This window comes from Paraburkholderia dinghuensis, assembly GCF_003837865.1.
Lineage (GTDB): Bacteria > Pseudomonadota > Gammaproteobacteria > Burkholderiales > Burkholderiaceae > Paraburkholderia > Paraburkholderia dinghuensis.
In genome coordinates this window covers 163,347-186,442 of record NZ_RQIS01000004.1, presented here as the reverse complement: position 1 = coordinate 186,442, position 23,096 = coordinate 163,347, and the positions used below count along the sequence as shown (strand labels likewise).

General features: G+C 63.3%; 18 protein-coding genes, 6 tRNA genes and 1 pseudogene. 5 read left to right on the top strand and 20 right to left on the bottom strand.

From position 1 onward, the window contains the following. The first annotated feature begins 65 nt into the window (after positions 1-65). The gene (aceA, locus tag D1Y85_RS07230) at positions 66-1,373 is read left to right on the top strand and encodes an isocitrate lyase (protein ID WP_124150367.1); all 1,308 of its coding nucleotides are present in this window, start codon (positions 66-68) and stop codon (positions 1,371-1,373) included. Positions 1,374-1,701: 328 nt separating this feature from the next. On the opposite strand, the gene D1Y85_RS07225 is transcribed toward aceA, so the two are convergent. Further along, on the bottom strand, positions 1,702-2,136 hold the full coding sequence (locus D1Y85_RS07225) for a universal stress protein (RefSeq protein ID WP_124150366.1): 435 nt from the start codon (positions 2,134-2,136) through the stop codon (positions 1,702-1,704). Between the two features lie 169 nt (positions 2,137-2,305). Next, a pseudogene (locus D1Y85_RS07220) lies at positions 2,306-2,524 on the bottom strand (LysR substrate-binding domain-containing protein); the annotation flags it as partial. Positions 2,525-2,868: 344 nt separating this feature from the next. Here D1Y85_RS07220 and aceB point away from each other — a divergent pair. After that, positions 2,869-4,461, top strand: coding sequence for a malate synthase A (aceB, locus tag D1Y85_RS07215; protein WP_124150364.1), 1,593 nt, complete (start codon positions 2,869-2,871; stop codon positions 4,459-4,461). Between the two features lie 101 nt (positions 4,462-4,562). On the opposite strand, the gene D1Y85_RS07210 is transcribed toward aceB, so the two are convergent. Both D1Y85_RS07210 and rraA read right to left on the bottom strand, forming a co-directional pair. Next, positions 4,563-4,964, bottom strand: coding sequence for a gamma-glutamylcyclotransferase family protein (locus D1Y85_RS07210; RefSeq protein ID WP_124150363.1), 402 nt, complete (start codon positions 4,962-4,964; stop codon positions 4,563-4,565). 30 nt (positions 4,965-4,994) lie between these two features. After that, entirely contained in the window at positions 4,995-5,495 is a 501-nt protein-coding gene (rraA, locus tag D1Y85_RS07205; protein WP_124150362.1) for a ribonuclease E activity regulator RraA, read from the bottom strand. 162 nt (positions 5,496-5,657) lie between these two features. On the opposite strand from rraA, the gene D1Y85_RS07200 reads away from it, so the two are divergent. Continuing rightward, on the top strand, positions 5,658-6,557 hold the full coding sequence (locus tag D1Y85_RS07200) for an AraC family transcriptional regulator (RefSeq protein ID WP_185218920.1): 900 nt from the start codon (positions 5,658-5,660) through the stop codon (positions 6,555-6,557). A gap of 29 nt (positions 6,558-6,586) precedes the next feature. Here the strand turns inward: D1Y85_RS07200 and D1Y85_RS07195 are convergent, their stop codons facing one another. From D1Y85_RS07195 to gltX, 7 genes are all read right to left on the bottom strand, one after another. After that, a complete protein-coding gene (locus D1Y85_RS07195) occupies positions 6,587-7,051 on the bottom strand; it encodes a GNAT family N-acetyltransferase (protein ID WP_124150361.1) in 465 nt (154 codons plus the stop codon). A gap of 173 nt (positions 7,052-7,224) precedes the next feature. Then, positions 7,225-7,301 (bottom strand) — tRNA-Asp (locus D1Y85_RS07190). 76 nt (positions 7,302-7,377) lie between these two features. Continuing rightward, positions 7,378-7,453: transfer RNA gene (locus D1Y85_RS07185), tRNA-Glu, on the bottom strand. A 70-nt stretch (positions 7,454-7,523) separates the two neighbouring features. Continuing rightward, positions 7,524-7,600: transfer RNA gene (locus tag D1Y85_RS07180), tRNA-Asp, on the bottom strand. 86 nt (positions 7,601-7,686) lie between these two features. Further along, positions 7,687-7,762: transfer RNA gene (locus D1Y85_RS07175), tRNA-Glu, on the bottom strand. A gap of 175 nt (positions 7,763-7,937) precedes the next feature. Continuing rightward, a tRNA-Ala gene (locus D1Y85_RS07170) sits at positions 7,938-8,013 on the bottom strand. 212 nt (positions 8,014-8,225) lie between these two features. Beyond that, the gene (gene gltX / locus D1Y85_RS07165) at positions 8,226-9,647 is read right to left on the bottom strand and encodes a glutamate--tRNA ligase (RefSeq protein ID WP_124150360.1); all 1,422 of its coding nucleotides are present in this window, start codon (positions 9,645-9,647) and stop codon (positions 8,226-8,228) included. Between the two features lie 484 nt (positions 9,648-10,131). Between gltX and D1Y85_RS07160 the strand changes: the two genes are divergently transcribed. Next, a complete protein-coding gene (locus D1Y85_RS07160) occupies positions 10,132-11,085 on the top strand; it encodes a patatin-like phospholipase family protein (protein ID WP_124150359.1) in 954 nt (317 codons plus the stop codon). Positions 11,086-11,202: 117 nt separating this feature from the next. On the opposite strand, the gene D1Y85_RS07155 is transcribed toward D1Y85_RS07160, so the two are convergent. The 5 genes from D1Y85_RS07155 to D1Y85_RS07135 all read right to left on the bottom strand — a co-directional run bounded on the left by D1Y85_RS07155 (position 11,203) and on the right by D1Y85_RS07135 (position 17,762). Further along, positions 11,203-11,901 carry a C40 family peptidase gene (locus D1Y85_RS07155; RefSeq protein ID WP_124150358.1) on the bottom strand — a complete coding sequence of 233 codons (699 nt, stop codon included), beginning with the start codon at positions 11,899-11,901 and terminating at the stop codon, positions 11,203-11,205. A 137-nt stretch (positions 11,902-12,038) separates the two neighbouring features. Next, on the bottom strand, positions 12,039-13,658 hold the full coding sequence (locus D1Y85_RS07150; protein ID WP_124150357.1) for an ABC transporter ATP-binding protein: 1,620 nt from the start codon (positions 13,656-13,658) through the stop codon (positions 12,039-12,041). Further along, the gene (locus D1Y85_RS07145; protein WP_124150356.1) at positions 13,655-14,767 is read right to left on the bottom strand and encodes an ABC transporter permease; all 1,113 of its coding nucleotides are present in this window, start codon (positions 14,765-14,767) and stop codon (positions 13,655-13,657) included. Before D1Y85_RS07145 ends, D1Y85_RS07150 begins: the two co-directional genes overlap by 4 nt. 1 nt (position 14,768) lies before the next feature. Then, positions 14,769-15,806, bottom strand: a complete 1,038-nt coding sequence (locus D1Y85_RS07140; RefSeq protein ID WP_124150355.1) for a microcin C ABC transporter permease YejB — start codon at positions 15,804-15,806, stop codon at positions 14,769-14,771. A 42-nt stretch (positions 15,807-15,848) separates the two neighbouring features. After that, positions 15,849-17,762: an extracellular solute-binding protein gene (locus tag D1Y85_RS07135; protein ID WP_124150354.1), complete on the bottom strand. Its 1,914-nt coding sequence runs from the start codon at positions 17,760-17,762 to the stop codon at positions 15,849-15,851. Positions 17,763-17,871: 109 nt separating this feature from the next. Between D1Y85_RS07135 and fabI the strand changes: the two genes are divergently transcribed. Continuing rightward, on the top strand, positions 17,872-18,663 hold the full coding sequence (fabI, locus tag D1Y85_RS07130; protein ID WP_124150353.1) for an enoyl-ACP reductase FabI: 792 nt from the start codon (positions 17,872-17,874) through the stop codon (positions 18,661-18,663). Positions 18,664-18,768: 105 nt separating this feature from the next. Here the strand turns inward: fabI and D1Y85_RS07125 are convergent, their stop codons facing one another. From D1Y85_RS07125 to tilS, 4 genes are all read right to left on the bottom strand, one after another. Beyond that, positions 18,769-19,122 carry a hypothetical protein gene (locus tag D1Y85_RS07125; protein WP_124150352.1) on the bottom strand — a complete coding sequence of 118 codons (354 nt, stop codon included), beginning with the start codon at positions 19,120-19,122 and terminating at the stop codon, positions 18,769-18,771. 421 nt (positions 19,123-19,543) lie between these two features. Next, positions 19,544-19,637, bottom strand: a tRNA-Ser gene (locus D1Y85_RS07120). A 189-nt stretch (positions 19,638-19,826) separates the two neighbouring features. Next, on the bottom strand, positions 19,827-21,077 hold the full coding sequence (locus D1Y85_RS07115) for an aspartate kinase (protein WP_124150351.1): 1,251 nt from the start codon (positions 21,075-21,077) through the stop codon (positions 19,827-19,829). Positions 21,078-21,642: 565 nt separating this feature from the next. Next, a complete protein-coding gene (gene tilS, locus D1Y85_RS07110) occupies positions 21,643-23,073 on the bottom strand; it encodes a tRNA lysidine(34) synthetase TilS (protein WP_124150350.1) in 1,431 nt (476 codons plus the stop codon). Positions 23,074-23,096 lie beyond the last annotated feature (23 nt).

Genomic DNA, 23,096 nt, shown 5'->3' with positions numbered 1-23,096 from the left:
GTCTCTCATCGTCGAGTCAACGAGTCAGACTGGTCTTACTTATCGGGCAAACGAAGGAGCACACCATGTCGAACCGTCAGGAACAGGCGAAGGAACTGCAGCGGCAATGGGAAACCGATTCGCGATGGACGGGTGTCACGCGCAACTACACCGCCGAAGACGTGGTGCGCCTGCGCGGCTCGATCCAACCCGAGCACACGCTCGCGAAGCTTGGCGCTGAGAAGCTCTGGAAGGGCGTGAACACTGAGCCGTTCATCAACTCGCTCGGCGCGCTGACCGGCAACCAGGCCATGCAGCAGGTCAAGGCCGGCCTCAAGGCGATCTACCTGTCGGGCTGGCAGGTCGCGGGCGACGCCAACCTCGCCGGCGAAATGTACCCGGACCAGTCGCTCTACCCGGCCAACTCGGTGCCGCAGGTCGTCAAGCGCATCAACGCCACACTCACGCGCGCCGACCAGATCCAGTGGTCGGAAGGCAAGAACCCCGGCGATGAAGGCTACGTCGACTTCTTCCAGCCGATCGTCGCAGACGCCGAAGCCGGCTTCGGCGGCGTGCTGAATGCGTTCGAACTGATGAAGGCGATGATCGAAGCAGGCGCCGCGGGTGTGCACTTCGAAGACCAGCTCGCATCGGTAAAGAAGTGCGGCCACATGGGCGGCAAGGTGCTCGTGCCGACGCGCGAGGCCATCGCGAAGCTGACCGCCGCGCGTCTCGCCGCCGACGTCTGCGGTGTGCCGACCGTGCTGCTCGCCCGCACCGACGCGGAAGCCGCCGACCTCGTCACATCCGACATCGACGACAACGACAAACCATTCCTCACGGGCGAGCGCACTGTGGAAGGCTTTTTCCGCACGCGTAACGGCCTCGAGCAGTCGATCTCGCGCGGTCTCGCCTACGCGCCGTATGCCGACATGATCTGGTGCGAGACAGGCAAGCCGGATCTCGCGTTTGCGAAGCAGTTCGCGGAAGCGATCCACAAGCAGTTCCCGGACAAACTGCTCGCGTACAACTGCTCGCCGTCATTCAACTGGAAGAAGAACCTCGACGACGCAACGATTGCGAAGTTCCAGCGCGAGCTCGGCGCGATGGGCTACAAGTTCCAGTTCATCACGCTCGCGGGCTTCCACTCGCTGAACTACTCGATGTTCAACCTCGCGCACGGCTATGCGCGCCAGAACATGAGCGCATTCGTCGAACTCCAGCAGGCCGAATTCGCGGCCGCCGAGAAGGGCTTCACCGCCGTCAAGCACCAGCGCGAAGTCGGCACGGGCTACTTCGACGCCGTGACGCAGACGGTCGAGCGCGAGGCCTCGACGACCGCCCTGCACGGTTCGACAGAAGACGAGCAGTTCTTCGACAAGAAGGTAGCGTAAAGCTATTGGCAGTACCGGTGCCGTCAGGCGGCGCCGTGGCCGGAAAGCGTGACCCTGGCGGGGGCTCACCGGCCACAGGCGCGGCCCGGCGTGCATCAAAGATGTCCGCGACAGGCAGGACAAAACGGGAGGACAGGGTAAGGCCGCGGCTTGGCCGGACACAATCCGGCCAGCCTCTTGATCCGGCAATCCGCCGGAGCCACGGCCCGAAACCTGGGCAATAAAAGAAGCCCAACGGGGACGCAGCCACGGAAGGCGCATGGGTACGTAACAGCTTACCCATGCGCCGACTGGGGTTCACCCTGCCCAGCCAGGCCACGTCGGGCCATCAGCGGTAAACGATCACCGGAATTTTCGTATGTGTCAGCACACGCTGCGTCTCGCTGCCGATCAGAAGGCTGCCGAGTCCGCGTCGGCCATGCGAAGCCATGAAGATCACATCGCAGCCACCGGATTCGGCAGCTTCGATGATGCCGAGATACGGTGACGGATGGACGCTCGTGCGGCTTTCGCAGATCACGCCCGCGCTTCGCGCCGCGTCCTCGATTTCCTGCAGATGCGTGCGCGCCTCTCTTTCACTGCGCGTCTGGAAATCGCCGGGCGGTTCGATCGCGACATCCGAATAAGGTGAGTACGGATATTGCGGAAGACAGGCGTAGGCCGTGACGCGCGCCCCAACGGTGCGCGCAAGGTCGATCGCGCCGTCGATCGCTTTCTTCGACAGATCCGAGCCGTCGGTCGGAACGAGGATGTGCTTGAACATGGCGCCCTCCGTTGTCGGCAGCGGCCATTCACGGTGATTCCGGCGATGCGGGCGAACGGCGCCCGAACGCCATCAAAACGATTGTAGTGCGCGAAAAACCGGCGCAGCGCGCGCATCCGGGTCTCCACGCATATCGGAAACGCGCATACGTGTGCGCAAGACGAAGGCGTCAGTCCTGGCCCCAGTACTCCGGATGACCGTATGTATGCTTGAAAAAATCGAAAAAGAGGCGCACGCGAACCGGCAAGTGCTTGCGCTGCGGAAACACCGCATGAATGCCGATCAGTGGAGCAGCGAATGCGTCGAGCACGGCGACAAGCCGCCCCGCCGCCACTTCCTCGCGGACTTCCCGCAACGAGCGCCACGCGAGTCCCTCGCCATCGAGACATCACTCCTGTCGAGCGACGCGGTCCGCACCTACAAGCCCGCCGCCGCAGCCTACGCCCTCGGCGCACCACCGAGCGAGAGCGCGTCCATCTCGTCGAACGGCTGGGACGCCACGGGTGCCGGTTGGGTCGACTACACGACCTCTGAATCAATCGCCAGCGTCTGCCCGTCGGAGAACCCGGCGTCGCAGCGCACGGCACTGGCGGCGGCATGGCAGAACTCGCCGCCTTCCCCGACACCGCAGCGCTGCCTGAACGGACACCACCACGGTGCGTGACGAACCCGTCCCCATCAGGCAACGCGCCTAACGCAAGCATTCCTAAACTGACCGACAAAGGAGCAATCATGTCAAACACGTTGCAAGTGCCGCAGGGCATGCAGATCTCGGCCGAGATCAAGCCCGGCTTCGAAACGATCCTCACGCCCGAGGCGCTCGACCTCGTCGCGAAGCTGCATCGCGCATTCGAGCCGCGTCGTCAGGAACTGCTCAAGGCGCGCGTCGAGCGCACCCGACGCCTCGACGCGGGCGAGCGCCCGAACTTCCTCGAAGAGACGAAGTCGATCCGCGAAGGCGACTGGAAAATCGCGGCACTGCCGAAGGATCTCGAATGCCGCCGTGTGGAAATCACGGGTCCGGTCGAGCGCAAGATGATCATCAACGCGCTGAACTCGGGTGCCAATTCCTACATGACCGACTTCGAGGATTCGAACGCGCCGAACTGGGACAACCAGATCACCGGCCAGATCAACCTCAAGGACGCCATTCGCCGCACGATCTCGCTGGAACAGAACGGCAAGTCGTACAAGCTCAACGACAAGGTCGCGACGCTGATCGTGCGTCCGCGCGGCTGGCATCTCGACGAGAAGCACGTCACGGTGGACGGTCAGCGCGTCTCGGGCGGCATCTTCGATTTCGCGCTCTATCTGATGCACAACGCGAAGGAGTTGATCGCGCGCGGTAGCGGCCCGTACTTCTATCTGCCGAAGATGGAAAGCCACCTCGAAGCGCGCCTGTGGAACGACATCTTCGTCGCCGCCCAGGTAGCCGTGGGCATTCCTCGCGGCACGATCCGCGCGACCGTGCTCGTCGAGACGATCCTCGCCGCATTCGAGATGGACGAGATCCTCTATGAACTGCGCGAGCACAGCTCGGGCCTGAACGCGGGCCGCTGGGACTACATCTTCTCGGCGATCAAGAAGTTCAAGAACGACAAGGACTTCTGCCTCGCGGATCGCTCGCAGATCACGATGAACGTGCCGTTCATGCGCGCCTACGCGCTGGAGCTGCTCAAGACCTGCCACCGCCGCAACGCACCGGCGATCGGCGGCATGAGCGCGCTCATCCCGATCAAGAACGACGCCGCGGCGAACGACAAGGCGATGGGCGGTGTGCGCTCGGACAAGGCCCGCGACGCGACCGACGGCTACGACGGCGGCTGGGTCGCACACCCGGGCCTCGTGCCGATCGCGATGGAAGAGTTTGTGAAGGTGCTCGGCGACAAGCCGAACCAGATCGGCAAGCAGCGCCCGGACGTCAACGTGGCGGGCAAGGATCTGCTCGACTTCCGCCCGGAGGCACCGATCACCGAAGCGGGACTGCGCAACAACATCAACGTCGGGATCCACTACCTCGGTTCGTGGCTCGCGGGCAATGGCTGCGTGCCGATCCACAACCTCATGGAAGACGCCGCAACCGCCGAAATCTCACGCTCGCAGGTGTGGCAGTGGATCCGCTCGCCGAAGGGCAAGCTCGAAGACGGCCGCAAGGTCACGGCAGACCTCGTGCGCGAATTGATCGCGCACGAGCTGGACAAGGTGAAGGCCGTGGTAGGAGGCGACACGAAGCCCTACGTGCGCGCTTCGCAGATCTTCGAACAGATGTCGACGTCGGAGGACTTCGTCGAGTTCCTGACGCTGCCGCTTTACGAAGAGATCTGACGACCGGCTGATCGCAACACGCGGACGTCAAAAAAAGCCCGGCGGATTTCGATCCGCCGGGCTTTTGTGCATCTGGCGTCCATGGACGCGAGGCGCCGATCTCAGCGAGCCAGCCGATGCGCCACCCAGTCACCGCCATGAATCTCGGGACGTCCATCTGCCCGCTCCGGCGCGACCGGATAAAAGAGGCATGCCATCTGCCGCCCCTCTACCTCGACTTCGACCTGCTGCGACAGGAAGAGCCCCGGCACACCCGGATACACCTTTTCGATGTCGTCGAGCACCGGCACGAGCGCGTCATCAATCTCGTACACTTCGCCGAGTACGGGCGCCGCGTACGCGTCGGCGATCATGCCCGGATACGATCCGAAATCGAACAAACGCCCCGCCACCGCCGCCCGTCCGAGGAGGCGCGGCTGCATGATCTCGTTACGCGCCGCCGCGACAATGATGTCGTTGATCTCGCCCGCGCGCAGCGTCCCGTAGACGAACACGTACCGCATCATTGCGCTCCTCTTGACCTCGGAGCGACGTCAGGACGCGCCGAGCGACTCATGCGACACGAGTACGCCGTCAGTATCGGCGTAAATCCATTCGCCCGTCCGCACGGTCGCACCCGGCATGCGCACCGGCACGTCGCGCTCGCCGGCACCGCGCCGGAAGCTACGCTGCGGATGAGTCGCGAGCGCCACGATCCCCACATCGAGCGCGTTCAGTTCGAGCGAGTCGCGCACGCAGCCGTTGACGACGACGCCCGCCCAGCCATTGTTCTGTACCAGTTCGCCGAGCTTGCCGCCGACGAGCGCGCAACGCAGGCTGCCGCCGCCATCGACGACGAGCACACGACCCGCCCCCGGTGTCTCCAGCGTCGCACGCACGAGCGAGTTGTCCTCGAAGACTTTCAACGTCAGCGCCGGACCGCTGAAGGCCTGCGAGCGGCCAAACCAGCGGAACACGGGATCGAGCACGCGCAGCGTGCCGGTTGCGAGCAGGTCTTCGTGCGCGTCGCAGAGGTCGGCGGTGGCGAAATTCATGGTGTCTCCATTGCGATATGACGAACCGGATGCATTATGCCTGTCGATAAACCATTGCGCGCCCCCGGCAAGTCAACGCAGCGCGCCAACGCTGCCCGAGCGATTGCGCCTAAAATGTCCGCGAACCGCCAACGTCACTCGCCGCGCTTCGCGTTCCGCCCCATGTCCCTGCAACCGCTGATGCCCGTCGTTCCCACTGCGGAATTCGCCGATATTCCCCCGGAGTTCGAGCCCACGCCTGCGCATCCCGTACGTGTGCGCTCGCGCCCGATGGCCGCCGGTGTGCGAATCTCGCAGCACACGCACGCGTGGGCGCAGCTCGCGTATGCGTCGCGCGGCGTGCTGCGCATGACGACGCCCGGCACCTCCTGGATGGTCCCGCCCTCACGGGCGATCTGGGTTCCGCCTTATGTGACGCACGAAGTGCAGATCGTCGAGGACGCGTTCCTGCGCACGCTCTACGTCGACGAAACCGTGGTGCCTCCTGGACTCGACGCTTGTCGTGTGGTCGAAGTGTCCGGCCTGCTGCGCGAGACGATCGCATCCTTCGACGAGCGCGACATCGCTCCGGTGCGCGAACGGTTACTCGGTGCGCTCGCGCTCGACGAAATCACGCGCTCCGCGCCGCTGCCGCTCTCCGTGCCGATGCCGGAGGAAAAGCGCCTGCGCTCGCTGTGCGAGGCGCTGCTCGCCGATCCCGCCGGGCCCGGCTCGCTCGAATACTGGGCTGCGCACGTCGGTGCGAGCACGCGTACGATCGCGCGCCTGTTTCGCCAGGAGCTGGGTGTGAGCTTTTCGCAGTGGCGCCAGCAGGCACTGCTCGCACGTGCGATTCCGCTGCTCAATCAGGGCAAGCCGATGGCGATCGTGGCGCACGAGCTCGGCTATCAAAGCCAGAGCGCTTTTTCGGCGATGTTCCGGCGGGCGGTGGGTGAGAGTCCACGCGCCTTCATTGCGCGGGGCACGGGCGATCGGGCCGACGAAACGAATGAAGATTCGGTGCTGCGCGATTCGATGGACACCACGCGCGACAAAGCCGACGAGATCGGCGAGGCAACGTAAAACGCGTGTAAAGTGCGCATGAAACGCGCTCAGACCGGCCGCGTCATGTGCCGTATCGAGCCGAGCCTGGCCAGCCTCGGCCCCGCGACGCGATAGCCCATACGCAGATAGAGTCGCGCAGCCGGATTGTCGACGAACACGCGCAACTGCAATTCGCGCAGCCCGCGCTCACGCGCCCAGCGATGCGACATGTCGAGCAGGAAAGTCCCGGCGCCGTGACCGCGATAGCCCTCGGCAATCTGGACGTCGCGAATGTGCAGCGAATCGCCCTCTTCGGTGATGCGCAAAACGCCAATCGCCTCGCGATCGAGTTCGAGAATGAAATTCTCCGATTCGCGGTAGCTCGCGAGAAAAAGATCGCCCCGCCAGATGAGATGATGTCGCCGATAGTAGCCCCCCATGTTGTTGCGCGTTAGCGCCTCGGCGAACTCGAAGTCGTCCATGGTGGCGTGGCGCAGCTGGAAACGCGAAGGGATATCGTTCGGAGCAAACATGGAATGCGCCAGCGAGGATCGGAAAGTCTCGACTACGCTACGATACCGCGCGCGCGCCGACAATGGCCGTTTGTCCGTACTGCCGGGCGAAGGGGCACAGCAGGGCAACGGCAAGACAACGGCGGCACAAAAGAAAAAAGCCCACTGAATAATTTCAGTGGGCTTCGTTCGTCTGGCGGAGCGGACGGGACTCGAACCCGCGACCCCCGGCGTGACAGGCCGGTATTCTAACCGACTGAACTACCGCTCCAGTCCTGCTTCTACCTTCGGGCGTCGGTCGATTCCCGCTGGCTGCGTCGCCGTACTGCATGGCGCCGCTCGAATTTTGGCGTCCCCTAGGGGATTCGAACCCCTGTACTCACCGTGAAAGGGTGATGTCCTAGGCCTCTAGACGAAGGGGACAACACAGGCTTACGCCTACACAACTTTAACTAAAAAGCCCGCTCAAGTTATAGCCTGAACGGGCTTCATCTGGCGGAGCGGACGGGACTCGAACCCGCGACCCCCGGCGTGACAGGCCGGTATTCTAACCAACTGAACTACCGCTCCAGTTCGACATACACAGCCGGGCGTCGGTTGATTCCCACCTGCTGCCTCATCGACATCATTACGATCTAATCGACGACGCTCATGTCTGGCGTCCCCTAGGGGATTCGAACCCCTGTACTCACCGTGAAAGGGTGATGTCCTAGGCCTCTAGACGAAGGGGACATAATCTTTTCAGATAATGCCTTGCTACAGTTACTGCTCTTTTTGCCACGCTCGCCATCAAAATCAATCAACAGCGAAGAACAACATTATAACTATTTTCCTGCATTTTGTGAAGATTTTTTATCTTCACAACCGCTCTCGCGGAGAAACTTCTACTCTGCGCCGTTCTACTTTTTGGTGGAGGTAAGCGGGATCGAACCGCTGACCTCTTGCATGCCATGCAAGCGCTCTCCCAGCTGAGCTATACCCCCTTGCAGAACAGAAGCGAGATTATAAACAGCAAACTCGCTCTTGTAAAGAGCCTTTGGATCGTTTTCTGCAACGTATTTGAAACTTCGTTGCCCGTTCCAGCCGCTCTGCAGTGAACGTTGCTGCCTGTTCACGCTCCGTTTTCAACGGAGCCCGAATACTACAAGAACTCATGCCCCAGCGCTAGGGCCGGGGCAAAAAATCTTTAAAAAAATCACGCTGACTTCGCGAGGCCCTGCTCGATGCGACTCACCACCACGTCGCGACCGAACAGTGCGAGCACGGCGTCAATCGCAGGCGTGTGCGTCGTGCCGGCCACGAAGAGACGCACTGGCATCGCCAGTTGCGGCATCTTCAGCTTGTGCGCGGCAAGCGTCGCCTTCAGCGTCGCCGAGATTTCCGCCTTCGTCCACTCGACATTCCTGAATGCAGCAGCGAGTTCGACGAGCGCCGGACGCACGGCGTCGGTGACGTGCTGTGCGAGCGCATCGGCTTCGGGCTGCGGCTCGCAGTAGAACATTTGTGCGCTCTCTGCGATCTCCTTGATCGTGTTCGCCCGGTCCTTCAGAAGCACAATCACGCCTTCGAGCGACGGCCCGTTCGCGAGCGTCGCGTCATCGATACCGAGCGCTGTGAAGAAAGGCTTCGCGAGTTCCGCGAGACGCGCACTGTCGGCTTCTTTCAGGTAGTGGTTATTGAGCCAGTCGAGCTTGTTCTGGTCGTACTGCGCCGGTGACTTGCCGAGGTGATCGAGGTCGAACCACTCGACGAACTGCTCGCACGTGAACACTTCGGCATCGCCATGCGACCAGCCGAGGCGCGCGAGATAGTTCAGCACCGCTTCGGGCAAATAGCCGGAATCGCGATAGCCCATCACGCTCATCGCGCCGTGGCGCTTGCTCATCTTCTCGCCCTGCTCGTTTAGCACGGTCGGCAGATGCGCGTAGACGGGCGGCTCGCCACCGAGCGCGCGCAGGATGTTGATCTGGCGCGGCGTGTTGTTCACGTGGTCATCGCCGCGGATAACGTGGGTGATCTTCATATCGAGGTCGTCGACCACGACGCAGAAGTTGTACGTCGGCGTGCCGTCCGGGCGCGCGATCACGAGATCATCGAGTTCTTCGTTCGAAATCTCGACGCGGCCCTTCACGGCGTCGTCCCACGCCACCACGCCCGTCAGCGGATTGCGAAAGCGCATCACGGGCTGCACGCCTTCGGGCGGCGTCGGCAGGACCTTGCCCGGCTCGGGGCGCCACGTACCGTCGTAACGCGGCTTCTCGCCCGCGGCACGCTGACGCTCGCGCAGCGCATCGAGTTCTTCCGTCGACATGTAGCACGGGTACACGAGGCCTTGCTCGGTCATCTGCTTGAGCACTTCGCGGTAACGGTCCATGCGCTGCATCTGGTAGAAGGGGCCCTCGTCGAAATCGAGGCCAAGCCATGCCATGCCCTCGATGATCGCGTCGACCGATTCGGACGTGGAGCGCTCGACATCGGTGTCCTCGATCCGCAGCACGAAAACGCCCTTGTTGTGGCGCGCGAAGGCCCAGGGATAAAGCGCGGAGCGGATGTTGCCGAGGTGGATGAAGCCGGTCGGGCTCGGCGCAAAACGGGTACGGACGGGAGTCGTGGTCATGGGCGATTACTCGAAAGACGGTGCCGCCGCGCGAGTTCGGTCAGCGACGGACGGCAGGGGTTCGCAGCCGGCGCGGCGCGTGCGCAAAGCGCCGGGCACAACGCCCGGGCGGACGAAAAACCGGGAAAATTCGAGACCGGATTATACCCGCCGCAGGGGCATTGCCCTTGGGCTCGCCGCGCGCAGGCGCCTCGCAAGCCCGGCAACGACGTCCTCGCCTCCGCACCGTGTGCGCATATCGAAACCGCCAACCTGCCCGCGAAACGCGCTGAAACCCGCTGACACATCGCGTTACACGCACATCTCAAAAACACGCCCGGCTTTGCCGTATGATGTCGGCGCGCCGCATCCGTCGCACGGCGCCGCACGGGAGCGCCAGAGGCCGCCCGCGCGACCAGACTGCGGCGCACGGACCGTGTGCAGCGCGTGACCTGAGATTGCGCGTCGCAACGACGATCCGCCACGCGCCGGTTGGAGAACCCGTTTGAAGTCGTCATCGCCCTCTTTGAGCCGTCGCAGCTTTACGCTCGCGGCTGCGTCCACTGCCCTCGCCGCCTGCACGACAGCGCGCGTTGAAACCGCAAAGGTCACGCCGCCCGTCGCCGCGACGACCACCCCGCCACCGCCCGTCGCGAAACCGGTTCGCCCGATCCGTGTCGGCCTCGCGCTTGGAGGCGGCGCCGCGCGCGGCTTCGCGCACATCGGCGTGATCAAGGCACTTGAAGCGCGCAACATCAAAGTCGATCTGGTTGCGGGGACGAGCGCGGGCTCGGTGGTCGCAGCGCTCTACGCCTCGGGCATGAATGGTTTCGCGATCAACAAACTCGCCCTGACGATGGATGAAGCGTCGATCAGCGACTGGGCCATGCCCTTCAGCACGCGCGGCTTCCTGCGTGGCGTCGCGCTGCAGAATTATCTGAACACCACCCTGCGCGACCGTCCGATCGAGAAAATGACGATACCTCTCGGCATCGTCGCCACCGACCTCCATAACGGTCAGCCGATCCTGTTCCAGCGCGGCAACACTGGCGTCGCGGTGCGCGCGTCGTGCAGCCTGCCGTCGATATTCGACCCCGTGAAGATCGGCGGACGCGAATACGTCGACGGCGGCCTCGTGAGCCCGGTCCCGGCTGCGTTCGCGCGCAAGATGGGGGCCGACTTCGTGATCGCGGTGGATATCTCGGCGCGCCCGGAAACGGCCGCGACGGATAGCCAGTTCGGCGTGCTGATGCAGACTTTCACGATCATGGGCCAGTCGATCAAGACCTACGAGCTCGACAAATATGCCGATGTCGTGATCCGGCCAGCCCTGAACGCGATGGCGGGCAGCGACTTCGGCCAGCGCAACGCGGCCATTCTCGCGGGCGAAGAAGCCGTGGCGAAAATGATGCCGGAGCTGGAGCGCAAGCTGGCTGCGGCCCGCGTCGCGACCGCGTGAGGTGATGCGCGCTGCGGCCCGCCAATGAAAAATGCCTGCTTGAATCAAGCAGGCATTTTATTGGCCCGAAACTGCCTGGAATCGCCTGAAGGCGGGGGGTAAGCCTGAAGGCGGGGCTCAGTTGCTACCGGAAGTACCGTTGAGCTGAACGCTCACGCGCTGCCTCAGGTCCTGCTGCTGTTGCGGCGTAAACGACGCTTCAACGCGGCGCGCGCCGGTGAAGCGTTTTTCCCAGTAGCCGTCATCGAGATCGTCGACGCGAATCGTGCTGCCGGTAGACGGCGAATGCACGAATTTGTTGTCACCGATATAGATGCCGACGTGCGAGAACGTGCGGCGCATCGTGTTGAAGAACACGAGGTCGCCCGGCTTGAGGTTGCTCATGCTGACCTTTTCGCCGACGCGGCTCATTTCCACCGCACTGCGCGGCAGCGACATGCCGAGCGTGTCACGGAACACGTAGCGCACGAAGCCGCTGCAGTCGAGGCCCGAATCCGGGGTGTTGCCGCCCCAGCGATAACGGACGCCGATCATGTTGAGAGCGCCCACAACCACGTCGCCTGCCTTGCCGGCCATGCCGGACAGGAACGATCTAGCGCTGCTTTCCGCCGGGGCCGGAGCCGCCTGGTCGGTGGACTGCGCATTGGCGAGTTGTGAACCTTGGGAATTCGCCGCGTTGTTCGGCGAATAGGTGGCATTCTGGCTAAAGCTGCTCGCTTCGTCGGCGAACGCGCCGGGAGCAGCGGCCATCAGTACGCCGATGAACATCCCGGCGACGACGCGCGTGCATGCCTGGGTCAAGTATCGGTGCCGCATCGTTCGGTAGAAAATGCCCACGAATCAGGAGGTTAGTGAAAAGTTTGGTCGATACTAGCCAGTAAGTATTTGTGTGTCAAAACAAATAGAAAAATACAATCACGATGCGAGCACCATTGATGAAGGTTTTTTTACTGTCATCGCGCCAAGGCCGCTTTCAATAGCTTGCGCGTGTAAGGATGGGTCGGGTCGTCGAAGATTTTTCCTACGTCACCCGCCTCGACGATCGCACCGTTCTGCATCACCGCCACGCGGTGTGCCATCGCGCCGATCACCTCGAGGTCGTGGCTGATGAACACGTAGCCCAGGTTGTACCTGCGCTGCAAATCTGTGAGCAAACGCAATACCTGCTGCTGGATCGACACGTCGAGCGCGCTGGTCGGCTCGTCAAGCACGATCACCCGCGGCTCCAGCACGAGCGTCCGCGCAATGGCGATACGCTGGCGCTGCCCGCCCGAGAACTCGTGCGGGTAACGCTGCAATGCCGTGCGGTCGAGTCCGACTTCGCGCAACGTCGCAACGATGCGCTTCCTGCGCTCCTCGCTGGCGAGATCCGGCCGATGCAGCGCAAGCCCTTCGCCGACGATGCGTTCGATAGTCTGCCGCGGCGAAAGCGAACTGAACGGGTCCTGAAAGACCACCTGCAGATGCGAGCGCAACGAGAGCTTCTCGCGCCCCTGATAGCTCTTGACCGGCTTGCCCTGAAACTCGACCTGGCCTGCGGCGGTTCGTTGCAGGCCCAACATTGCCATCGCGAGCGTCGTCTTTCCCGACCCCGATTCGCCGACGATCCCAAGCGTCTCGCCCTGCCGCACCGACAAGCTTGCGGTATCGACCGCCCGAAAATGCCCCTTGTGCCACCAACCCCTGAAGCCGGTCAGCTTCGTCGGGAAATCGACGACGACGTCTTTCGCCTCGAGCAGCACCGGTGCAAGCGGCAGCACCGGCAGCACATTGCGCACCGGGCGGCTCGCGATCAGCCGCTGCGTGTACGGATGTTGCGGCGACGCGAAAATCTGCTCGACGCTCCCCGTCTCCACGAGCTTGCCCTGCTCCATCACCGCCACGCGCTGCGCGAAGCGGCGCACGAGATTGAGGTCGTGGGTAATCAGCAGCACCGACATGCCGCCGCGTGCGGCTTCGTCGCGCTGCAGTTCGAGCAGCAATTCGACGATCTGGCCGCGGATCGTCACGTCGAGCGCCGTGGTGGGTTCATCGGCGAGCAACAGGCGCGGCCGGCACGCGAGCGCCATCGCGATCATCACGCGCTGACGCTGGCCGCCCGACAGTTGATGCGGATAGTTCAGAATGCGCCGGCGCGGCTCCGGGATGCCCGTGCGCTCGAGGAGCCCCACGGCGCGTTCGTAGGCCTCCTTCTTCGACACGCCGTCATGCAGCACGATCGTCTCTGCGATCTGCTCGCCGATCGTGTAGAGCGGATTAAGCGCCGTCATCGGCTCCTGGAAGATCATCGCGATGTCGCTGCCGCGCAGGCCTCGCATCGCACGCTCGCTCTTCGCGAGCAGATCCTCACCGTCGAGCCGGATCGTCCCTGTCACCTGCGCATCGCGCAAGAGGCGCAATACGGCGAGCGCCGTCACGGTCTTGCCTGAGCCTGATTCGCCGACCAGAGCGACGCGTTCGCCACGCCCGATGGCGAGCGAGACGTCATCGACGGCGAGCGTCTCCCCGAAGCGCACGGAAAGGCGTTCGATTTCGAGCAGCGGCGCAGTGCCTGCCAGTTGTTGCGCGCTCACTGGTTGCCTCCCGCTTTCATCGCGTCGGAAATGCGCGTGTCCAGTGCATTGCGCAGCGCGTCGCCCATGAACGTAAGCAAAAGGAGCGTGACGACCAGCACGCCGAACGTCGACATCGAGATCCACCACGCGTCCAGATTGCCCTTGCCCTGGGCGAGCAGTTCGCCGAGGCTCGGCGTCGGCGGCGGTACGCCAAGGCCGAGAAAATCGAGGCTCGTCAACGCAAGGATCGAGCCGCTCATGCGGAACGGAAGGAACGTGATAACGGGCGTAAGGCTGTTAGGCAGGACGTGGCGCCAGATGATCTGCCAGTTCGACAGGCCCATCGCGCGTGCGGCAAGCACGTAGTCCTGGTTGCGGTTGCGCAGGAATTCGGCCCGCACGTAATCGGAGAGCCCGATCCAGCCGAAGAGTGACAGCAACACGATCAGCAGGATGAAGCCGGGCTCGAAGATCGAGGCAAAAATGATGAGCAGATAAAGCTCCGGCATCGCGCTCCAGATTTCGATGAGCCGCTGCCCGACGATATCGACCCTGCCACCGAAGTACCCCTGCACCGCCCCCGCCAGCACCCCGAGAATCGTGCCGATGGCGGTGAGCACTAGCCCGAATTCCACCGACACACGAAAGCCGTAGACGAGCCGCGCAAACAGGTCGCGGCCGTTCTGGTCCGTGCCGAGCCAGTTCTGCCGCGACGGCGGCGCCGGGTTCGGCACCTTTGCGAAGTAGTTGAGCGTGTCGTAGTAGTACGGATTCGGCGGATAGATCGCAAAATTGCCGGGCGTGTCGAACCGGTGGCGAATATACGGATCGAGATAGTCGGCGGGCGACGGGAAGTCGCCGCCGAACACGGTCTCCGGGTAGTCCTTGAAGAGCGGGAAATACAGATGGCCATCGTAGCGCACCGCGAGCGGCTTGTCGTTGCTCCAGAGCGGCGCTGCGAGGCTCGCCGCGAACGCGACGAGAAACACAATCAGGCTCCAGTAGCCGAGCCGCTGCTGCCTGAAGCGCGACCACACACGCCGTGCGGGCGTGGGCGACCGGAAGGCCTTCACGGACTCGGTGCGCGGTTCGGAATCGGTGTCGATGCTGGGGCGGACTCGGTTCAACTCAGCGCTCCAGTTGTTCGAATTGGATGCGGGGATCGACCCACACGTAACAGAGATCGGAGATCAGTTTCGTCAGCAGTCCGATCAATGTGAAGAGATAAAGCGTGCCGAGCACGACCGGATAGTCGCGCCGCACCACCGACTCGTACGAGAGCAGCCCCAGTCCATCGAGCGAAAAAAGTGTTTCGATCAGCAGGCTTCCAGTAAAGAACGCGCCGATAAACGCTGCAGGAAAGCCCACGACGAGTGGTAAAAGCGCGTTGCGGAACACGTGCTTCCAGAGCACGGTGCGCTCAGCGAGCCCCTTCGCGCGGGCAGTCAGCACGTATTGCCGGCGGATCTCTTCGAGAAACGCGTTTTTCGTCAGCATCGTGGTCACGGCGAAACTGCCCACCACCGACGCCGTCACGGGCAGCGTGATATGCCACAGGTAGTCGAGAATCTTGCCGCCCCACGACAAGGTGTCCCAGTTGTCGGAGGTGAGATTGCGCAGCGGGAACAACTGCAGGAACGTGCCGCCGCCGAACAGCACGAGCAGCAGCACACCTAGCACGAAGCCCGGAATCGCATAGCCGATCAGCACGATCAGGCTCGTCACGAGGTCGAAGCGCGAGCCGTTGCGCACCGCTTTCGCGATACCCAACGGCACCGATATCAGGTACGTGAAAAAGAACGTCCAGAGCCCGATGCTGATCGACACCGGCAGCTTCGAGACGATCAGCGACCACACGCTCTGGTGATGAAAGTAGCTCTGCCCGAGGTCAAAACGCGCGAAGCGCCCGAGCATCAGCACATAGCGCTGGAGCGGCGGCTTGTCGAAGCCGTAGAGCGCTTTGAGCTGCGCGACCTGCTGCGCGTCGACACCGGAGTGTGCGCGCATGCCGAACGGCATGCCCTGCTCCGCGCCGCGGCGTAACTCGCGGACCGCCTGCTCGACGGGGCCACCCGGCACGAACTGGATCACGGCGAAGGTCAGCGTGAGCACGCCGAGCAGCGTCGGGATCATCAGCAGCAGGCGTTTGACGATATAGCTCCACATGGTCCTGGCGTCCGTGGGTTGGGGCAACGTAGCGAGACCGCGTCAGGGCGTCGTGCCCGGTTGCGGCTTGAACCACCATGTCGTGATGATCCAGTCGATTGCGCCGTAGTATCGCGGCAGCGTCGCCGGGTACGCGAGCGTGTTGCGGAACGCGACGCGGTGCGTCGCGTTGTACCACTGCGGTACGACATAGTAGCCGTGCATCAGCACCCGGTCGAGCGCATGCGTGGCATCGAGCAGTTGCGGGAGCGTCTGCGCCTGCGTCAGCGCCTTGAGGATCGCGTCGACGGCCGGCGACTTCAGGCCAATGGAATTACCCGAACCAGGTTCGCCCGCGGCCTTGCTGCCGAAGCGGTCGATCAGTTCCGTCCCTGGCACCTGCGAGTCGGGAAAGCGGATAGTCGTCATGTCGAAGTCGAAGGCGTCGAGCCGCTTCTGGTAGAGCGCGAAATCCACCGCGCGATAGTTCACGCGAATGCCAAGGCGACCGAGCGCCTGCGTGTACTGCGCCATGACCGACGCCCACGACGCCGACGAACTCGTATCGTCGAGCACTTCGAACACGAACGGCTGGCCCTGTGCGTTGCGCAGCGCGCCGTCGCGATACGTCCAGCCCGCCTCACCAAGCAGCTCGCGCGCCTTGAGCAGGTTTGCCCGCAGCGAGCCGGGCGGATCGGTGCTCGGCTGCAGCGGCAGCGGACCGAACACCACCGGATCGAGTTCGTCGCGCCACGGATCGAGCAGCGCCAGCTCGCCCGGCGACGGCAGCCCCCTCGCCTGCATGTCCGTATTCGCGAACCAGCTGTCGAGGCGCCTGTACTGACCGTAAAACAGCATGCGGTTGAGCCACTGGAAATCGAGCGCGAGATCGAACGCTGCACGCACACGCACGTCCTGAAACAGCGGCTTGCGCTGGTTCATGACGAATCCCTGCATGCCTGTGCCGTTGTGATGCGGGAACTCGCGCTTGATCAGTTCGGCGCTGTCGAAACGCTTGCCGACGTCGCGCCGCACCCAGTTGCGCGCAATGTATTCGACGAGCACGTCGTACTCGCCGGCCTTGAACGCTTCGAGACGGGCCACATCGTCGGAATAGAGCTTGTATGTGATGCGCTCGAAGTTGTTCGTGCCAACGCGCACCGGCAAGTCCCCGCCCCAGTAGCGCGGATCGAGCTTGTAGGTGATCGTGCGGCCGGTCGAATAACGCTCGATCACATACGGCCCGCTGCCGATCGGCTCCTCGAACGCAAGCTGGTCGAACGGGATGCGGGTTCCGTCAGCGCGCAATCCCCACTTGTGCGAGAACACGGGCATGCCGCCCGCGATCAGCGGCAGTTCGCGGCTGCGGTTGCGGAACTCGAAGCGGATCGTCGCCGGGTCGACCACCACCGCGCGGGTGATTTCGGCGTACGCCGCCTGTACCGGCGGCGAGGCCTGCGGGCTTTTGAGCGTATCGAGCGAAAACTTGACGTCGGCTGCGGTGACGGCGTCGCCATTCGAAAACCGTGCACGCGGATTCAGGTGGAACGTCACCGACATCCCATCGGGTGCAATGCGGATGTCGTCGGCCAGCAGGCCGTACGCCGACGCCACCTCATCCATGCTTCCCGTGGTCAGGCTCTCGAACAGCAGGCCGAGGCCCGGCGCCGCGTTGCCGCGCATCGTGAACGGATTGAACTTGTCAAAGCTCGTGAGGCGGTCCGGATTCGCGAGCACGAGCGTGCCGCCCTTGGGCGCGTCCGGGTTCACGTAGTCGAAGTGCTTGAAGTCGGGCGGGTATTTCGGTTCGCCGAACTGCGCAATCGCGTGAGCCGCGTGGGCGAACGGCATCGCCGTGAGTGTCAAGGCAAGCGCCACACAGCAAGCCGCGCCCGTCTTTGACCACGCGCAAAGCCACGTCGCAACCCTGTGCCCGCGCCGCGCGCGCGTTGCCCTGGCGGGCGTTCCTGTTGTCATGGATAAGTGATTTGCCGAGTGTGCCGCGTCAATTGTGAGAGAATTCTACCCAAACCGCGCGGCGCGACATTTGGAGGCGCGCGACGCATTGACCTGATTAGGAGAATCCATGGGCTTCCTCGCTGGCAAACGCATCCTGCTGACCGGCCTGCTGTCGAACCGTTCGATTGCATACGGCATCGCGCAGGCCTGCAGACGCGAAGGCGCAGAGCTGGCGTTCACGTACGTCGGCGAACGTTTCAAGGACCGCATCGTCGAATTCGCAAACGAGTTCGACAGCAATCTGGTGTTTCCCTGCGACGTCGCGGACGACGCGCAAATCGAAGCCCTGTTCACCGATCTCAAGCAGCACTGGGACACGCTCGACGGCATCGTTCACTCGATCGGTTTTGCGCCGCGCGAGGCAATCGCGGGCGATTTTCTCGAGGGCATGACGCGCGAGAACTTCCGCATCGCGCACGACATTTCGGCTTACAGCTTCCCGGCGCTCGCGAAAGCGGCACTGCCGATGCTCGCCGATAACGCATCGCTCGTCACGCTCACGTACCTCGGCGCCGAACGCGCGATCCCGAACTACAACACGATGGGCCTCGCGAAGGCTTCGCTCGAAGCGAGCGTGCGCTACCTCGCGGTGTCGCTCGGCGCGAAGGGCATCCGTGTAAACGGCATTTCGGCTGGCCCGATCAAGACGCTCGCGGCGAGCGGCATCAAGAGCTTCGGCAAGCTTCTCGGCTTTGTCGAGGCGAACGCGCCGCTGCAGCGTAATGTGACGATCGAACAGGTCGGCAATTCAACCGCATTCCTGCTTTCGGACCTCGCAGGCGGCGTGACCGCCGAGATCCTGCACGTCGATGGTGGCTTTAACGCCGTGGTCGGCGTCAGGGCCGGTCTCGACGAATAACTCGCACCGCCCGCGCTTCGTTGCGCAGGCAACGGCAAGGCATGAAAAAGCCGCCCCTCGGGGGCGGCTTTTCTTTTGCGGCACAAATTGCGGCACGAGTGACGCTCAGTGCCAGTGCTCGTGTCCCGGAGGGCCGCCGTGGCCGTATTCATGACCGTATCCGTGGCCGTGATGGCGATACCAGTCGTCGCGCCCCCAATAGCGGCGGCCATCCCAATAGCGGTCACCGTGCCAGCCAATCACGATGGCAGGCCCGCCATAGACCGGCGCGGCATAAACCGGCGCGGGCTGATAAACGACGGGCGGTGGCGGAGGAGGTGCGTAGACAGGCACCGGTGCGACATAAACCGGGGCTGGAACGCCGATATTGACGCCAACGCTCACGCCAGCCACGGCCGCACCCGACGCTCCGATAGCCAGCCCTCCGACGAGCATTGCTAAAACACGTGGGAACTTCATTGAGTCACCTTTCTGCAAAAGATTTTGTTGCATGAAATATAGCGCAGGCTCGCGAGCGGCATATTTCAGGTTTGTAAGAACTAATGCACAAACGGCATGTGCGCGGACCACCGTAACGTCTCGTAACACTGCCGCGCGTTGTTCAGTCGGTAGGGCCCAGAACGCATGGGTATATTCGATGCACGGAGTTCGCAGCATGCGGCCAGGCCGCCCGCGCTTGTGTCCGCTTTTGTCTGTCAGTGTCCGTTTGCGACGCGAGGAAGCATAACATCGCACGCCTGGCCGTAGTGCCGAGAATTGCGGAGGTACAGAACGTTGCCGTGCGCTCTGCAGTCCTGAAGTTCCAGTCATGCACGGACTGCCTGACCGAAAAACAAAAACCCCGCAAGTCCGAAAACTTGCGGGGTTTCGCCGCCATTACTGGCGGAGACGGAGGGATTCGAACCCTCGATCCAGGTTTTGGCCCAGATGCTCCCTTAGCAGGGGAGTGCCTTCGACCTCTCGGCCACGTCTCCCGAAAATTTCGCTCGCGCCAGGGAGGCAGCGCGACGAAGCCAAGATAATAGCGGGTTCGCGAGTTAAGGTCAATTTTTGGGACGCACTTTTTCGCGGATATTTCACATGCTTGCGACAAACCGTGCAACAAATACCGCCTACTGCGTCCCAAAGGCCGTGAGACCTGTCACCCGCGCCCACATCGACACTTAAGCGTGTTCCAGATCGAACGCCTTGTGCAGCGCGCGCACGGCCAGTTCCATGTACTTCTCGTCGATCAGCACCGAGATCTTGATTTCGGAGGTCGAGATCATCTGGATGTTGATGCCCTCTTCCGAAAGCGTGCGGAACATCTTGCTCGCGACGCCCACGTGCGAGCGCATGCCCACGCCGACGACCGAGACCTTCGACACCTTCGGATCGCCCAGCACCTGTTCCGCGTTCACGTGGCCCTTCACCTGGTTCGTGAGGATGTCCATCGCGCGCGTGTAATCGCCACGGCCGACCGTGAACGTGAAATCGGTCTTGCCGGCCACGCTCTGGTTCTGGATGATCATGTCGACATCGATGTTCGCTTCGGCTACCGGGCCGAGGATCTGATATGCGATGCCCGGCTTGTCGGGAACGCCCATCACGATGATCCGAGCCTCGTCGCGCTGGAACGCGATGCCCGAAATGACTGCCTTTTCCATGGTGTCGTCTTCTTCAAAAGTAATCAGGGTGCCCGAGGACATTTCCGCGTCGAGCGGCATCAGCGGGTCGGTCAGGCTGGAGAGCACGCGCGTCTTCACCTGATATTTGCCCGCGAATTCGACCGAGCGGATCTGCAGCACCTTCGAGCCGAGGCTGGCCATTTCCAGCATCTCTTCGAACGTGATGCGATCGAGCCGGCGCGCGTCGTCCACCACGCGCGGGTCGGTCGTGTAGACGCCGTCGACATCCGTGTAGATGAGGCATTCGTCGGCCTTCAGCGCCGCGGCCACCGCGACCGCCGACGTGTCCGAACCGCCGCGGCCGAGCGTCGTGATATGGCCTTCCGGATCGATGCCCTGGAAGCCCGTGATCACGACGACCTTGCCCTCGTCGAGATCGGCGAGCACGCGATCGCCGTCGATTTCGCTGATGCGCGCCTTCGTGAACGCACTGTCGGTTTTGACCGGCACTTGCCAGCCGGTGTAGCTGATGGCATCGACGCCGGCTTCCTGCAGCGCGATCGACAGAAGGCCGACGCTGACCTGCTCGCCGGTCGACGCGATCATGTCGAGTTCGCGCGGGCTCGGCTGCGGCGAAATTTCTTTCGCGAGACCGAGCAGACGGTTGGTTTCGCCGGACATCGCCGACGGCACGACGACCATCTTGTGGCCAGCCTTGTGCCATTTGGCGACGCGCTTGGCGACGTTCTTGATGCGCTCGACCGAGCCCATCGAGGTGCCGCCGTATTTGTGTACGATGAGTGCCATTGTCGTTCTGAACTGGAGATGTTACCGCGCTGGCGCACTGAAAACGGCGACGCCGTCCGGCCTTAACCTTACCAAGGCCCCGGCGACCGCTTGCATGCAGCGCGTGCAGCACGCGCGGAATTTGTCCGACACCAGAGTTGTTCCGGTGCCCCTGCCCGCATGCCGCAATGTCGTCCCTGCGAGCGGTACTTAACCGCCGAGGGGGAGATCGCAACCGCTTGCGCTCGCCCGTGCCTGCTTGTGCCTGTTGCGCCTGTTTGCGCTTGGCTCGTGCCTGCTTGTGCCTGTTGCACTTTGCTTGGCCCTTGGCTTCACTGCATGCCGCTTTTGGCAGCGCCCGTGAACGCGAAAAAGCGAGCTGGACAAACGAGTTAACCTACCCGATCGATACGGAAATTTCAAGCCAAAACTGGCCGATGGCGGGTAAAAAACGCTTGCGCAGCAAGGATTTGCGGTCGACTGAGGACAAATTGGCGCGGTGATAACGCCCTTTTTGCTTTCATCCGGGCGTGAGGCAGAAAAGAGGCAAGAAGCAAGAAGCGGAACAGAAGCCCATTTACCGACGTCAGGCGATCTGCAAGTCATCACGCCATTCGATACGCCGCCACGACGCCAGCGAGGACGCGTTCGCCTCGCATTCTGGAAACGCCGCCCGATTCACACCGATGCGCGGCACGAACAACAGTGTCTCGCCGCTGAAGAGCAGCGGCACGTCGCGCTCCCAAGCAGGAACGCCGTGTCGCTGAAACAGATGCTTGAGCGTGCGGCTAACGTCCGCCGCCGCGTCGCGCACGCGCTCTCCACCTGAGCGCTCCCGCGCGACAAGTGGCGCGCGCGTGAGCAGTACTTCGGGCACCGCGTCGGGATCGGCCGCATCGGCGGGGGCGAACACGAACGTGCCGCGCCACTGCGGCAAGCGCCAGATTTCCTGACCGCGCCAGACCAGTTCGGCCGGCTCACGCGCCGCGTGTGTGGGCATCGGTTCGCGCGCCATGCCCCAGAAAACCTCTCCCCGATAGCAGCGCAGCCGCTGTCCCGCGTGATCGACACGCAGGGCGTGATCGCCGCCCGTGCCATCGTCGCGTGCGATCTCACGCAGCTGGCGCAATGCATCCGCGAGACGCGCGCTCGATGCCGCCGGCAAGCCGGTTTCTCGCATCCAGAAGCGCAGCACGTTCAGCGCGCGATCGTCGTCGAGTGCCACGAGTTTCTCGTGCGAGATCGAACGCACGCCATCGCCAACGGCGAGTTCACGAAGGTCGATCTGCGCAAGCTCGTCGAGCAAACGTTGCGCCGACGCCGCATGCGCCGCCGTACGCGCAAGCGCCTCGCGATAACCCGGAAACTGCGCCGCCAACGCGGGCAACACATCGTGCCGCAATGCGTTGCGAGCGTAGCGTGTGTCCGCGTTCGATTCGTCGTCGATCCAGCGCACGCCATGCGCGTGTGCATACGCCTCCAGTTGCACGCGCAACACATGCAGAAGCGGCCGCACGCGCGGTACGCCACCAGCCGGCGCGCGCACCGGCGCCATCGCCGCCAGTCCCGCGAGCCCCGCCCCTCGCAGCAATTGCAGCAGCACGGTCTCCGCCTGATCGTCGGCGTGCTGCGCAAGCCAGAGCGATTGCGCGCCGTGCGGCGCGCACATCTCGCCGAGCGCGCCATAGCGCGCCTCGCGCGCCGCTGCCTCGACGCCAGCGGGATTGTCGGGCGCCAGTTCGACGCGCCGCGCGTCGAACGCCACGCCGAGCGCACTCGCCGTCGCCGCACAATGCGCGAGCCACGCATCGGCATTCGGGCTCAGACCGTGATGCACATGCAACGCAACACAACGAGACGCGCCCGCCAGCCGCACGGCAGCATCGAGCAGCACGGACGAATCGAGGCCGCCGCTATACGCGATCGCGATCAGGCTGTCGTTCGGGCGTGTAGAAAGCGCAACGCCGAGCGCATCGAGAACGATGCGCCCGGCGTCGGAGTCTGAATGGGCAGTCACGGTTTGACGGCGCGCTTGCGCCG

Bases quoted from the DNA above. Each gene is read 5' to 3' on its own strand.
- D1Y85_RS07140 (WP_124150355.1), bottom strand. From the start codon at position 15,806: ATGTGGAGCTATATCGTCAAACGCCTGCTGCTGATGATCCCGACGCTG.
- D1Y85_RS07210 (WP_124150363.1), bottom strand. From the start codon at position 4,964: ATGCGGTACGTGTTCGTCTACGGGACGCTGCGCGCGGGCGAGATCAAC.
- aceA (WP_124150367.1), top strand. From the start codon at position 66: ATGTCGAACCGTCAGGAACAGGCGAAGGAACTGCAGCGGCAATGGGAA.
- fabI (WP_124150353.1), top strand. From the start codon at position 17,872: ATGGGCTTCCTCGCTGGCAAACGCATCCTGCTGACCGGCCTGCTGTCG.
- rraA (WP_124150362.1), bottom strand. From the start codon at position 5,495: ATGAATTTCGCCACCGCCGACCTCTGCGACGCGCACGAAGACCTGCTC.
- gltX (WP_124150360.1), bottom strand. From the start codon at position 9,647: ATGACCACGACTCCCGTCCGTACCCGTTTTGCGCCGAGCCCGACCGGC.
- D1Y85_RS07200 (WP_185218920.1), top strand. From the start codon at position 5,658: ATGTCCCTGCAACCGCTGATGCCCGTCGTTCCCACTGCGGAATTCGCC.
- D1Y85_RS07125 (WP_124150352.1), bottom strand. From the start codon at position 19,122: ATGAAGTTCCCACGTGTTTTAGCAATGCTCGTCGGAGGGCTGGCTATC.
- D1Y85_RS07115 (WP_124150351.1), bottom strand. From the start codon at position 21,077: ATGGCACTCATCGTACACAAATACGGCGGCACCTCGATGGGCTCGGTC.
- D1Y85_RS07195 (WP_124150361.1), bottom strand. From the start codon at position 7,051: ATGTTTGCTCCGAACGATATCCCTTCGCGTTTCCAGCTGCGCCACGCC.
- D1Y85_RS07225 (WP_124150366.1), bottom strand. From the start codon at position 2,136: ATGTTCAAGCACATCCTCGTTCCGACCGACGGCTCGGATCTGTCGAAG.
- aceB (WP_124150364.1), top strand. From the start codon at position 2,869: ATGTCAAACACGTTGCAAGTGCCGCAGGGCATGCAGATCTCGGCCGAG.
- D1Y85_RS07135 (WP_124150354.1), bottom strand. From the start codon at position 17,762: ATGACAACAGGAACGCCCGCCAGGGCAACGCGCGCGCGGCGCGGGCAC.
- D1Y85_RS07155 (WP_124150358.1), bottom strand. From the start codon at position 11,901: ATGCGGCACCGATACTTGACCCAGGCATGCACGCGCGTCGTCGCCGGG.